Genomic DNA, 12,548 nt, shown 5'->3' on the forward strand with positions numbered 1-12,548 from the left:
TCCTCTCTCGTCTCATGGGCTCAGTCGGCGACCCGGACGAGCGACCAGTGGTCGCCGCGCGGGGACTCGTCGTGGGCGAGGTCGTAGACCCCGGGCGTGAACGACCACCCCGGACTCGCCTCGACGCGCCAGACGTGCTGCTCGTTCGCCGCGGCGACGAGCGTCTCGCCGGGACGCACCTGCGCCTCGTCGGCCTCGAGCGCGTCGTGCCACCAGGCCCGCCGCTCGCGCCACTGGGCGAGGACGCCACGCACGACGTAGAGACGACCGCGCCAGATGAACGCCTCGGGTGGCGCCTCGGGGGTCCCGTCCCCCGGCGACGCCGGCGATCCCGATGGCTCCGACCCCGGGGACCCCGGGGACCCCGGGGACCCGGTGGCTCCCGAGGACCCGGGCGGCCGGGTCGACCTCGCGACCCGGCCATCGGCCCGGCCATCGGACCGGCCCACGACGGACTGCTCCTGCTGCTTCCGCTCGCGCACTCTCACCTGCACGGCGTCACTGAACCTGCGCACCACGACACGTCTCCCTCGGACACGTCGAGGCCGGACATCACGACCCAGACCACCCGCGCCCCACACGAGCGGCCCGACACCAACCGACGACTTGAACTGACAACTGACTGACACTGACTGACCACTGACTGACCACTGACTGACCACTGACTGGCTCGAACACCGGCCCGGACCTCCTCTCCCCGGCACTCACCCGGAAGAACGAGATTCGAACACCTGTTCGATACTCGAAGCCTAACCCCTGCCGCCGACAGCCTGTCAAGGCGGTCCGCGGGTCACCTCCACGCGATCCGGAACCGCTGCAGCCGGCCACGGCGCACGTGCCCGTTCCGTCACGGTCCGGACCGATCTGAGTACCCGGGCTCAGGTCGGTGCGCGTCCCCAGCGGCAGAGTGATGCCGCGGGCTCGGTCCGCGAACGGAGGGGCGCAGGGGTCCTGTCCGCTCACGGATCGGGCCCGTTCCGCTGCCCCCGACCGGCCAGCCCAGCGCGCCCCGTTGCGTCGCCCACGGGAATACGGGAGCGTCAGGGACGTTGGACCTGGGCTCGGCCGACCGGCCTGGCCAGACCCGCACCGGCCCATCGTGACCGGCGCACGACCGAAGGGGTGTCGTGGGCGCCGAGCTCATCCCCATGGCCTTCACCACCGGGTGGGGCAGCGGCATCAACGCGTACGCCGTCGTGCTCGTCCTCGGGCTGGCCGACAAGATCTTCAACCTGAGCCAGATCCCGAACGCCCTGGCCCGCACCGACGTGCTCATCGGGGCGGGAGTCCTCTTCGTCGTCGAGATGCTCGCGGACAAGATCCCCTACGTCGACTCCGTCTGGGACTCCGTGCACACCGTCGTCAGGCCGGCGGTCGGCGCGACGATCGGCTACCTCATCGGCCACGACACGGCCAGCCTCGACGCCGCCGTCGGCGCGGCGACGGGCGGCGTCACGGCCCTCATCTCGCACGGGATCAAGGCCGGCCTGCGCGCGGCCGTCAACACCTCGCCCGAGCCCGCGAGCAACGTCCTCGTGAGCACCACCGAGGACGTCACGGTCACCGGCGTCACGGCCCTCGCCATCGCGCACCCGTGGCTGGCGGCGGCCATCGCCCTGGTCTTCCTCGTGCTCGGCGCCTTCCTCGTCTACAAGCTCGCCGGACGCATCCGTCGCTACAAGCGCCGCTACGACGCGTGGGGCGAACGCGTGGGCATCGCCGTCCCGTCCGACCGCCGAGCGCCCGACACCAAGGCAGACCCGCGGCGCCCGTCGGCCGGGTCCACCGAGCCGCTCCCCCGCGGGGAACGCCACGAGTGGCAGGAGCAGCACGAGCGGTTCGAACGACCCTTCGACCAGGACTCCTGAGCCAGGGTCCGGCCGCGCCCCCGACGGGTGCCACTCACAGGACGGCGGCCCGTCTCACAGTCCCTCCCCACCCTGACGAGGGCGCGGGCACAGCCCTGTTGCCGACGGTGGACACAGCTGGCACGAGGCCGGCCCATCGAAGGAGTGGAACGCATGAGGAACAAGACCATCGCGCTGGCAGGAGCCGGCATCGTGGCCGCGTCGGCGCTCGCGCTCGGCGGGGCAGCCCTCGCGAGCGCGGACGAGACAGGTGCCACAGGCACCGCCACCAGCTACGGCCAGCTCGGCGAAGGACCCGGCGCCAGCGCCGGACGCCAGGCCGACGGCAGCACCGCCGGCAACACCGACCCGAGCACGCCGATGCGCTCCGACGAGACCCTGCTCACGGGCGACGTCGCCGCCAAGGTGACGGCAGCCGCCGAGGCCAAGGAGCCGACCGCGACGATCGAGCGCGTCGAGACCGACTCGGACGGCGTCTACGAGGCGCACATGGTGCGCACCGACGGCACGCACATCACGGTGCAGGTCGACGCGTCCTTCACCGTGACCGCCGTCCACGAGGGCGGCCCGGGCGGACCCGGCGGCCGTGGCGCGGACCACGACGGCGACGGCCCCCGGGGCCAGCAGGGCCAGCAGGGCGAGCTGGGCCAGCAGGGCGAGGCACCGGCCTCCCCCGACGGTACGGCCACCCCGTCGAGCACCACCTGACCCGACCCGCCCACGAACCGGACGACCGGCCCCTCCCTGGGGGTCGGTCGTCCCCATGCCGTGGGGGACGGTGCCGCTGGCTCCAACGGTGCCGCTGCCTCCGACGGCTCGGCCTCGCTCGCAGGTCAGAGGTTGCCGAAGACCTCGAGCGTCGCCGACGAGCGGTTCATCGTGATGAAGTGGATCCCGGGAGCACCCTCGTCGAGCAGGCGCCGCGACGCCTCCGTGGCGATCGCCATGCCCTCGGCGCGCACTCCGGCGGCGTCGTCGCCGTGCCGCTCGAGACGGTCGGTGACCGCGGTCGGCATCGGCTGACCCGCGAGCTGCGCCATGCGCACCACCTGGCGGGCGTTGGTGATCGGCATGATCGCGGGGACGACGGGCAGCCGCGACCCGCGCCGGGCGAGCTCGTCGCGCAGCCGGAGGTAGTGGTCGACGTCGAAGACCATCTGGGTGATGGCGAACTCGGCGCCGGCGCGCTCCTTGCGGATCAGGGTCTCGGCGTCCTCGCTGATGTCGCCCGACTCGGGGTGTCCGTCGGGGAAGGCCGCGACCCCGACCGTGAAGTCGCCGAGGCCGCGCACGAGCGCGACGAGCTCGTCGGCGTGGTCGAGGCCCTCGGGGTGCGCGACCCACGGCTGGCCGAGGCCGCCTTGGGGGTCACCGCGCAGGGCGAGGATGTTGCGGACCCCGGCGGCGGCATACGACCCGACGATGCCGCGCAGCTCCGCGACGGAGTGACCGACGCACGTCAGGTGTGCCATGGGCGTCAGCGAGGTCGCCTCGAGGACGCGCTGGGTGAGCCGCACGGTGCGGTCGCGGGTGCCGCCGCCGGCGCCGTAGGTGATCGAGACGAAGCTCGGCGAGACCTTCTCGAGGCGTCGGATGGCGTCCCAGAGCTGCGCCTCGGACGCGTCGTCCTTGGGCGGGAAGAACTCGAAGCTGAACGTCGGGGTGTCGGCCTCGATCATCGCCGGGATGGACCGCGTGAACCGCTCCGCCCGCGCCATCGAGGATGCCGTGCCGTGTGCCATGCCGCACACCATAAGCCGCGCGCGTCCGCGGTGTCCGGGCTGTTCACGGGCGCGCCCGCTCGCCGCGTAGGCTGACCACGATTCCCGCGACTCGATGGAGGACCCCGTGCAGACCCCCACCGACCTCGACGTGCTGCGCCGTCGGGTGCAGCAGGCGATCGACGGGCAGATCGCCGGGGCCACGCAGTCGCTGGCCGCGATCGGCGAGGAGACCGCCCCGCTCGTCTCGGCCGTGTCCGGCCTGCTGACCGGCGGCAAGGGCCTGCGCGCCGGCTTCCTCTACTGGGGCTACCGCGCCGCCGGTGGCGCCGACTCCGACGCCCTCGTGCGCCTGGCGGCGAGCATGGAGTTCTTCCAGGGCGCAGCGCTGCTCCACGACGACGTCATGGACCGCAGCGACACGAGACGGGGTATGCCGTCCGCGCACCGGGCCGTCGCCTCCCTGCACCAGGCGCGTGGCTGGGCGGGTGACGCCGACCGCTTCGGTGAGGGCACGGCGATCCTCGCCGGCGACCTGTGCCTCACGTGGTGCGACGAGCTGTACGCGACGTGCGGCCTGCCCGCCGACGAGCTGGCCCGCGGCCGACAGCTCTTCGACTCGATGCGCACACAGCTCATGGGCGGCCAGTTCCTCGACCTGCTCGAGTCGGCCCGCGGCTGGGACGGTCTCGACCTCGATGCCCGGATCGCCTCGGCCCGCAAGGTGATCCGCTTCAAGAGCGCGAAGTACACCATCGAGCACCCGCTGCTCATCGGGGCCCTCGTCGGCGGGGCGCCGGACGGCTCGCTCGCACCCCTGTCGGACTACGGCCTCGCGCTCGGCGAGGCGTTCCAGCTGCGCGACGACCTGCTCGGCGTCTTCGGCGACCCCGAGGCGACCGGCAAGCCGGCGGGCGACGACCTGCGCGAGGGCAAGCGCACCGTGCTGGTCGCCCACGCCCTCGACGCGGCGTCCGACACCGACCGCGAGACGGTCGAGGGCCTCCTCGGCCGCGACGACCTCGACCTCGCGGGTGTCGAGGCGATCCGCAGGGTCCTCGTCGACACCGGGGCGGTCGACCGGGTCGAGAGCCTCATCACGACGCTGGCCGACGAGGCCTGCCACGCCGTCGAACGCGCCCGGGCGACGGGCTCCTACGACACGTCGGCGCTCGACGTCCTCGAGGCGCTCGTCGCCGTCTCGACCGCGCGCCGGTCCTGACGACCGGGCCACACGGCATACGCCCTCGGCCTGGCGGGCCCCGGCCTGTCGGGGTTCGGCCGATCGGGACGCGTCAGAAGGCGAGCTCCTGCGCGCGGCGCCGGATCTCCGTCTTGTGCCCGGCCAGCATGGCGTCGATGGGCGCACCCTCGACGGGCAGCGTCTCGTCCGGCGTGTGCAGCCACTCGATGATCTCGTCGTCGTCCATCCCGCCGTCGGCGAGGACGGTGAAGGTGCCACGCAGCTCCGGCCGGGGTCCGGCCTCGTCGAAGAACTTCGCCGGGATCGCGACGACGCGCCGTTCGCCGATCCGGGCCGCGAGGACCTCGCGGTCGGCGATCAGCTGACGCACCTGCGACAGGTGGAGGCCGAGGCGCTCGGCGACGTCGGGGACGGTCAGCCACTCCCCGACGAGCGACTCGAGGTCGTGGGAGGTGGGCACGTCGGGCTGCGGTTCGGGGGTCTCGCTCACAGGACGAGAGTCTGCCACCGTCCCGACGGGTCCGCGCACACCTCCCCGGCCGGACCGCTTTGGCGCGGACAGGGACGAATTACACCGCTGTATTTATACTTTAGTGCTCAATTATGCGCTATCGTCACAGGCGCCACTCCGCTCACAAGCGTCACACAGCACCTCCGCAGCACCAGAGCAACCTCCAGCACCACCACCGAACCCCTTCCGAACGCCCCTCCACGCTTATCGAACTCAGCTCGGGCTCCAGGAAAGGACTCCACCCCATGCCCTTCGCCGACGTCGCCGCGCTCGCGCTGCCCGCTCACGCCGCCGTGGCCCCCGTGGCCGCCACGCCGTGGAAGACCGTCACGGTCCGCCCGGGTGACACGCTCTGGCACCTCGCCATCGCCCACCACACGACCGTCCAGGCGATCGTCGAGAAGAACCGGCTCGCGGCAGGCGGATCCGTGATCCACCCGGGGCAGAAGCTGCTCGTCCCCGGCCGTCCGTCGTCGACCCCCGCCAGGTCCGCCTCGTCGACGCAGGCCCAGCCGCGTCCGGCGAGCACGACCGCCACCGTCATCCACGTGGTGCGCTCCGGCGAGACGATGAGCGGGATCGCCAAGCGGTACCGGGTGTCCCTGACCAAGCTCCTCGCCGCGAACCGGCTCCCCGACGCTGGACTCATCTTCGTCGGGCAGCGGATCAGCGTGCCGGGCGCGAAGGCACCGGCCACGCCGGCGCCCGCCACCCCGAAGCCCTCCACGCCGACGCCCTCCAAGCCGACGACGGGACCGACGACGCCGAGCGGTGCCGGCGCCATCTACGTCGTCAAGGCCGGCGACAGCATGAGCGTCATCGCCCAGCGCCACGGCGTGTCCCTGACCAAGCTGCTCGCGGCCAACAAGCTGCCCGACGCGAGCCGCATCTACGTGGGCCAGAGGATCGTCATCCCCGGCACCGTCTCGGCGCCCGCGCCGACGACGCCGGCCCCCGCTCCGGCACCCGCCCCGGGATACCAGTACCCCAGCAAGACCGCCCAGGCCGTCGCCGAGAGCAAGGCGAAGCTCGCGGCCATGGACGTGCCCAGCCGCACCGAGACGGCGGCGATGATCCGCGCGACGGCCACCCGGCACGGTGTCGACCCGAAGCTGGCCCTCGCCATCGGATACCTGGAGTCGGGGTGGTACCAGCGTGCCGTCTCCTACACCAACGCCGTCGGCGTCATGCAGCTGATGCCGGTGGCCCAGACGTGGGCCTCGCAGCTCGCGGGCCGGACGCTCGACCGCTACGACACGCAGGACAACATCACCGGCGGCGTCCTCATCATCCGCGCGCTGCAGGCCAGCGCCGACTCGCGCGAGCAGGCCATCGCCGGCTACTACCAGGGCCTCTACTCGGTCCGCACCAAGGGCATGTACGAGGACACGAAGAAGTACGTGGCCACCGTGCTGGCCGTCTACGACCGCCTCTGACGGGGTGCTGCTCCGCGTCCCGGGCCGTCCGTCGGGCTGGTCGACGGACGGCCCCACGGCTGCGGAGCGCCGGGCGGAGGTCTCGCGGTGCGCATGAGCCGGCACGCCCACCGGGCGGGCAGCGCGCCCACACCGCGAGACCCCGCCGCGGCTGGCCTGCGCGGGATGCGCCGGACCAGCCCGTAAACTTCGGTCCGTGACGTCCAGCGTGGCGGACGCCCTCGTCGGTCGGGTGATCGACGGCCGGTACCGCATCCTCTCCCACCTCGCAGACGGAGGCATGGCCTCTGTCTACGTGGCGCTGGACGGACGCCTCGACCGGGAGGTGGCGCTGAAGATCATGCGCCCCGGTCTCGCCACCGACGACGTCTTCGTCGAGCGCTTCCGCGCCGAGGCCCGGTCCGCCGCGCGCCTCAGCCACCCCAACGTCGTCGCCGTCTTCGACCAGGGCGAGGACGACGGCGAGGTCTTCCTGGCGATGGAGCTCGTCGAGGGCAAGACCCTGCGTGACGTCATCCACGAGGAGGCGCCCCTCACCGCACGGGAGGCGCTCGCCATCCTCGAGCCGATCCTGCTGGCGCTGCGGGCCGCCCACGTGGCCGGCATGATCCACCGCGACGTCAAGCCCGAGAACGTCATCGTGCGCCGCGACGGCGAGGTCAAGGTGGCCGACTTCGGGCTCGCCCGCGCCATCACCAACCAGGCCGCGACGAGCCAGACGGGCGTCCTGCTGGGCACCGTCTCCTACCTCTCCCCCGAGCAGGTCGAGCGCGGCGTCGCCGACACCCGCAGCGACGTGTACGCCGCCGGTCTGCTCCTCTTCGAGATGCTGACCGGGCGCAAGGCCGTCACCGGCGGCACCCCGATCCAGATCGCGTACAACCACGTCCACGGCTCGATCGTCACGCCGAGCTCCGTCGTCCCGGGGATCCCCGCCGAGCTCGACGACCTCGTCGCCCGCGCGACGGCGCTCGAGCCCGAGGACCGCTTCGACTCGGCCGCCGCGTTCGTCGCCGCCCTGCGCGCGGTGCGTCGCGGTCTCTCGGCCGAGGAGCTCGACCGGCGCGGGAGCGCCGTCACCACGGACCCCGCCGCCAGCTCCGTGCTGCCACCCGTCTCGTCGACGACGCAGCCCGGCACTCCCGCCCGGCCGCAGCGAGCCGACCTGCCCGCCGCCCCCGAGCGCCAGCGCACCCGGCCCAACGAGGTCGGACGCGCCGCCCTCGCCGGCCTGCCCGTCCACGAGGACGGTCCCGCCGTCGAGCACACCGCGGCCATGCCGATCGACCGACGGGCCGGACGCCGCCGACGATGGCCGCTCTGGCTCGCGGCCGTCCTCGTCGTGGCCTGTGGGGCGTTCGGTGGGTGGTGGTTCACGGCCGGACCGGGTGGGTCGACCGTCGTGCCGGCCGTCGTCGGCCAGCCCGTCGCGCAGGCCGAGGGTGCGATGGAGCAGGCCTCCCTGACGGTCGAGACCGTCGAGGAGTTCTCCGAGGGCAGGGCCAGGGGCGTCGTGCTCCGCGTCGAGCCGGGCGCTGGCAGCGAGCTCGGCAAGGAGTCCACCGTCCGTCTCGTCGTCTCCAAGGGCAAGGAGCGGTATGCCGTCCCGAAGCTCGTCGGAGCCAGGCTGGGCGACGCCGGGGCCGCCCTGTCACCCCTGACGCTCCGCCTCGGCGACCGCTCCGAGGCGTGGAGCGAGACGGTGGCCAAGGGCGTCGTCATCTCCCAGGACCCGGCCTCGGGCGAGTCGGTCAAGCGCAGCACCCCCGTGTCCGTCGTCGTGTCCAAGGGCCGCGAGCCGATCGAGGTGCCCATGGTGACCGGCGCGCCGTTCGACGCGGCCTCGGCGGCCATCACGAAGGCCGGGCTCACGGTGCAGCGTGGGGAGGACGTCAACAGCGACAGCGTGCCTGCAGGCCAGGTCGTCTCGCAGTCACCCGACAAGGGCACGCTGCACCGGGGCGACACGGTCACGGTCGTCGTGTCCAAGGGTCCGGTGATGGTGCCGGTGCCCGACGTCGTCGACCAGCAGGACGCCGCCGCCGAGAAGACGCTGACCGACCTCGGCTTCAAGGTCGACACGCAGTACCCCTTCGGCGAGCTCTTCGAGAAGAAGGTCCGGGCCCAGGACCCCGCCGCCGGCACGCCCGTGCCCAAGGGCACGACGATCCACCTGACGATCGTCTGAGGGCCTCCGTGACTCCTGCGGCGCGCACGCGCCTGGCCACGCTGCTCCTCGTCGCCCTGACGGCGGTGTGGGGCTCGACGTTCTTCCTCATCCGCGACCTCGTGGAGACCGTCCCCCCGGTCGACTTCCTCGCGGTGCGCTTCAGCCTCTCGGCCGTCATCATGCTCATCGTCTTCTGGCGACCGGTACGGGCCCTGAGCCGCCGTCAGGTCCTCGTCGGCGTCGGTCTCGGGGCCCTCTACGGCCTGGCCCAGATCTTCCAGACGCAGGGTCTCGCGACGACGCCGGCCTCCGTGTCGGGCTTCATCACCGGCACCTACGTCGTGCTCACGCCGGTCTTCACCGCCGTCCTGCTGCGCGAGCGGGTGGCCGGATCCACCTGGGCCGCGGTCGGGCTCGCGACCGTGGGCCTCGCGCTGCTCTCGCTCAACGGCTTCTCCGTCGGCGTCGGCGAGGCGATCACCCTGCTCGCCGCCGCGCTCTACGCACTGCACATCGTGGGGCTCGGCCGCTACAGCGCGTCCGAGATCGCGACCGGACTGTCCGTCGTCCAGATGGTCGTCATCGCGCTGCTGTGCGTCGTCGGTGCGGTGCCCGGCGGCATCGTCCTGCCGAGCACGCCGGCCCAGTGGGCGTCGGTGCTCTACATGGTCGTCTTCGCGAGCATCCTCGCGCTGTGGGTCCAGACGTGGGCGCAGGCGCACATGCCGGCCACGCGAGCTGCGATCGTCATGACGCTCGAGCCGGTCTTCGCGGCCTTCTTCGCCGTGACGCTCGGCGCCGAGACCGCGACGCTGCGGATGGTCGTCGGCGGCGCGCTCGTGCTCACCGCGATGTATGCCGTCGAGCTCCTCGCGCGGCGACGCCCGGGCGAGCTGCCCGCCGAGGCCCTCCACCATGAGGTCTGAGCCCACCCTCCTCATCGAACGCGGCGTTCGGTGGCGAAAGCGCTGTTCCACCAGTGAGTTCGGCACCGAACGCGGCGTTCGGTGCGGGAGGCGTGGCTCGGGTCAGGCTGCCGGCGCCGAACGGAGCAGGCCGGTGAGGACGTCGATCGCGACGTCGGTGCCGGCGTCGTCGACGTCGAGGTGCCACACGAGGCGCACGGCACCGGGCCCCACGGCATACGTCCTCACGCCGGCGGCGAGGGCCGCGTCGACGAAGGCGGCGGAGGTCCACCCCACCGCGGCGACGTCGACGATGACGATGTTGGTCTCGACCGTGGCCAGGTCGACGGCACCGGGTGCCGCCTCGGCCATCGCCTCGGCAGCGCGCCGCGCCCGCGCGTGGTCGTCGGCCAGGCGCTCCACGTTGTGGTCGAGGGCGAAAAGGCCTGCGGCAGCGAGGATCCCGGCCTGCCGCATGCCGCCACCGAAGCGCTTGCGCCAGATCCGTGACTCGGCCATGGCGTCGGCCGACCCCACGAGGACGCTGCCGACGGGTGCGCCCAGACCCTTGCTCAGGCAGATCGAGACGGTGTCGAACTCGCGGCCGTAGTCGCCGACGGGGACGCCCGACGCGACGTGGGCGTTGAAGAGCCGCGCGCCGTCGAGGTGCATGGCGACACCCCGCTCGCGCGTCACCTCTCGTGCCCGGCGGATCTCGTCGAGCGACTGCACGGTGCCCCCGCCGAAGTTGTGGGTGTTCTCGACGATCACGAGCGACGTGCAGACCTGGTAGGGCCCGACGCCGGTGATCATGAGCGACGCGGCGTCGTCGGCGCGGAAGCGGCCGCGCTCGGAGACCCAGGTGCGCGACGAGATGCCCGAGAGCACCGCCGCCGCGCCGAGCTCGGCCCGCACGACGTGGGCGAGCGAGTCGCCGATGAGCTCCTCCCCCGGCCTGACGTGCAGGCGCACCCCGAGCTGGTTGGCCATCGACCCCGAGGGCGTGAAGAGCGCGGCCTCGTGCCCGAGCATCCCGGCGACGCGCTCCTCGAGGGCGCGCAGCGTCGGGTCCTCGCCGAAGACGTCGTCGCCGACCTCCGCGCGCGCCATGGCATCGCGCATGGCCGCGGAGGGCCGGGTCAGGGTGTCGCTGAGCAGGTCCGCCCGGAAGGGACTCGTCGCCACCACCGCTCAGGCCTGGCCGAGCATCTCGGCGACGAGGAACGCGAGCTCGAGCGACTGCTGGTGGTTCAGGCGCGGGTCGCAGACGGACTCGTAGCGCTTCTCGAGGTCGGAGTCGATGATCTTCTCCGCCCCGCCGAGGCACTCGGTGACGTCGTTGCCGGTGAGCTCGACGTGGATGCCGCCGGGGATCGTGCCGAGGGACTGGTGCACCTCGAAGAAGCCGCGCACCTCCTCGACGATGTCCTCGAAGTCACGCGTCTTGTAGCCCGAGGGGCTCTCGAACGTGTTGCCGTGCATCGGGTCGCAGATCCACGTCACGGTGGCACCGGAGGCCGTCACCTTGTCGACGAGGGCCGGCAGGGCGTCGCGGATCGTGCCGGCACCCATGCGGGTGATGAAGGTGAGACGGCCCGGGGTGCGGTTCGGGTCGACCTTGTCGATGAGGCGCAGCACCTCGTCGATGTCGGCCTTGGGCCCGAGCTTGACGCCGATGGGGTTGCTGATGCGCGAGACGAAGTCGACGTGCGCGCCGTCGAGCTGACGGGTGCGCTCGCCCACCCACACGAAGTGGCCCGAGGTGTCGTAGAGGCGCCCGGAGCGAGAGTCGATGCGCGTCAGCGGCCGCTCGTAGTCGAGCAGGAGCGCCTCGTGTGCGGCGTAGAACTCGACGGTGCGCATGGCGTCGAAGTCGGCACCACAGGCCCACATGAAGCGCATCGCCTTGTCGATGTCCTTGGCGATCTTCTCGTAGCGCTGGTTGGCCGAGTTGGCGACGAAGCCACGGTTCCAGTCGTGCACGTGCCGCAGGTCGGCGAAGCCGCCGGTCGTGAAGGCGCGGACGAGGTTGAGGGTCGCCGAGCTCGCGTGGTAGGCCCGGACGAGGCGCTGCGGGTCGGGGATGCGAGCGGTCTCGTGGAAGGCGAAGTCGTTGACCATGTCGCCCCGGAACGCCGGCAGGGTGACGCCCTCCCGGGTCTCGACGGTCGAGCTGCGGGGCTTGGCGTACTGCCCGGCCATGCGCCCGATCTTGATGACCGGCACGGACGCGCCGTAGGTGAGCACCGCGGCCATCTGCAGGATCGTCTTGATGCGGTCGCGGATGTTGTCGGCGGTGGCGGAGGCGAAGGTCTCGGCGCAGTCGCCGCCCTGGAGGACGAAGGCCTCGCCGACGGCGGCCTTGGCCATCCGGTCGGTGAGGATGTCGCACTCGCCCGCGAAGACGAGCGGAGGATACGAGGCGAGGGTCTCGATCACCTCGGCCAGGGCAGCCGTGTCGGGCCAGGCAGGCTGCTGCTGGGCCTCGAGCTCGGTGGCCGCGGCCGTGAGGGCGGCGAGGGCCTCGGACCCGTCAACGGGTTCGAGGCCGGCATCGGCGGTGGCGGTCCTCGTGTTCACTCCGACAGCGTAGACGTCGCACGGGGGTGCCCCCGCGCGGGTCCGCATCCCGAAACCTCGGGGGTCTCGCCGGGTCCCGCCGGGTCCCGCAGGGTCCCGGCGGCGTCACCGACGACGTATGCCGTCCGGCGCGCTCACGGGGTCCGTCGGGAC

11 protein-coding genes are annotated in these 12,548 nt (G+C 72.5%); 6 read left to right on the top strand and 5 right to left on the bottom strand.

The window, feature by feature from the left end; translation table 11 throughout:
* Nucleotides 1-20: 20 nt before the first annotated feature.
* Nucleotides 21-704, bottom strand: a complete 684-nt coding sequence (locus tag ACSSS0_RS01055) for a DUF6504 family protein (protein WP_487229722.1) — start codon at nucleotides 702-704, stop codon at nucleotides 21-23.
* Between the two features lie 423 nt (nucleotides 705-1,127).
* Here ACSSS0_RS01055 and ACSSS0_RS01060 point away from each other — a divergent pair, with 423 nt between their 5' ends.
* Both ACSSS0_RS01060 and ACSSS0_RS01065 read left to right on the top strand, forming a co-directional pair.
* Entirely contained in the window at nucleotides 1,128-1,868 is a 741-nt protein-coding gene (locus ACSSS0_RS01060; RefSeq protein WP_487229723.1) for a DUF4126 domain-containing protein, read from the top strand.
* Nucleotides 1,869-2,021: 153 nt separating this feature from the next.
* On the top strand, nucleotides 2,022-2,576 hold the full coding sequence (locus ACSSS0_RS01065; RefSeq protein WP_487229724.1) for a hypothetical protein: 555 nt from the start codon (nucleotides 2,022-2,024) through the stop codon (nucleotides 2,574-2,576).
* 125 nt (nucleotides 2,577-2,701) lie between these two features.
* Here the strand turns inward: ACSSS0_RS01065 and ACSSS0_RS01070 are convergent, their stop codons facing one another.
* Entirely contained in the window at nucleotides 2,702-3,610 is a 909-nt protein-coding gene (locus ACSSS0_RS01070) for a methylenetetrahydrofolate reductase (protein WP_487229725.1), read from the bottom strand.
* Nucleotides 3,611-3,704: 94 nt separating this feature from the next.
* Between ACSSS0_RS01070 and ACSSS0_RS01075 the strand changes: the two genes are divergently transcribed.
* Nucleotides 3,705-4,811 carry a polyprenyl synthetase family protein gene (locus tag ACSSS0_RS01075; protein WP_435985780.1) on the top strand — a complete coding sequence of 369 codons (1,107 nt, stop codon included), beginning with the start codon at nucleotides 3,705-3,707 and terminating at the stop codon, nucleotides 4,809-4,811.
* A 73-nt stretch (nucleotides 4,812-4,884) separates the two neighbouring features.
* Here ACSSS0_RS01075 and ACSSS0_RS01080 read toward each other — a convergent pair whose 3' ends face one another.
* The gene (locus tag ACSSS0_RS01080) at nucleotides 4,885-5,283 is read right to left on the bottom strand and encodes an Rv2175c family DNA-binding protein (RefSeq protein ID WP_487229726.1); all 399 of its coding nucleotides are present in this window, start codon (nucleotides 5,281-5,283) and stop codon (nucleotides 4,885-4,887) included.
* A gap of 266 nt (nucleotides 5,284-5,549) precedes the next feature.
* Here ACSSS0_RS01080 and ACSSS0_RS01085 point away from each other — a divergent pair, with 266 nt between their 5' ends.
* The 3 genes from ACSSS0_RS01085 to ACSSS0_RS01095 all read left to right on the top strand — a co-directional run bounded on the left by ACSSS0_RS01085 (nucleotide 5,550) and on the right by ACSSS0_RS01095 (nucleotide 9,836).
* Nucleotides 5,550-6,740, top strand: a complete 1,191-nt coding sequence (locus ACSSS0_RS01085) for a LysM peptidoglycan-binding domain-containing protein (protein WP_487229727.1) — start codon at nucleotides 5,550-5,552, stop codon at nucleotides 6,738-6,740.
* A 196-nt stretch (nucleotides 6,741-6,936) separates the two neighbouring features.
* Complete coding sequence (gene pknB / locus ACSSS0_RS01090) at nucleotides 6,937-8,928, top strand: Stk1 family PASTA domain-containing Ser/Thr kinase (protein WP_487229728.1); 1,992 nt, start codon at nucleotides 6,937-6,939, stop codon at nucleotides 8,926-8,928.
* 8 nt (nucleotides 8,929-8,936) lie between these two features.
* Nucleotides 8,937-9,836: a DMT family transporter gene (locus tag ACSSS0_RS01095; protein WP_487229729.1), complete on the top strand. Its 900-nt coding sequence runs from the start codon at nucleotides 8,937-8,939 to the stop codon at nucleotides 9,834-9,836.
* A 102-nt stretch (nucleotides 9,837-9,938) separates the two neighbouring features.
* On the opposite strand, the gene ACSSS0_RS01100 is transcribed toward ACSSS0_RS01095, so the two are convergent.
* Nucleotides 9,939-11,003, bottom strand: a complete 1,065-nt coding sequence (locus tag ACSSS0_RS01100; RefSeq protein WP_487229730.1) for a threonine aldolase family protein — start codon at nucleotides 11,001-11,003, stop codon at nucleotides 9,939-9,941.
* 3 nt (nucleotides 11,004-11,006) lie between these two features.
* Nucleotides 11,007-12,443, bottom strand: coding sequence for a class II 3-deoxy-7-phosphoheptulonate synthase (locus ACSSS0_RS01105; protein WP_435985774.1), 1,437 nt, complete (start codon nucleotides 12,441-12,443; stop codon nucleotides 11,007-11,009).
* Nucleotides 12,444-12,548: the final 105 nt, after the last annotated feature.

It is taken from the genome of Terrabacter sp. R4-6 (assembly GCF_057529065.1).

Coding starts and splice junctions, on each gene's coding strand:
- ACSSS0_RS01065 (WP_487229724.1), top strand. CDS start 2,022: ATGAGGAACAAGACCATCGCGCTGGCAGGAGCCGGCATCGTGGCCGCG.
- ACSSS0_RS01070 (WP_487229725.1), bottom strand. CDS start 3,610: ATGGCACACGGCACGGCATCCTCGATGGCGCGGGCGGAGCGGTTCACG.
- ACSSS0_RS01075 (WP_435985780.1), top strand. CDS start 3,705: ATGGAGGACCCCGTGCAGACCCCCACCGACCTCGACGTGCTGCGCCGT.
- ACSSS0_RS01085 (WP_487229727.1), top strand. CDS start 5,550: ATGCCCTTCGCCGACGTCGCCGCGCTCGCGCTGCCCGCTCACGCCGCC.
- ACSSS0_RS01105 (WP_435985774.1), bottom strand. CDS start 12,443: ATGCGGACCCGCGCGGGGGCACCCCCGTGCGACGTCTACGCTGTCGGA.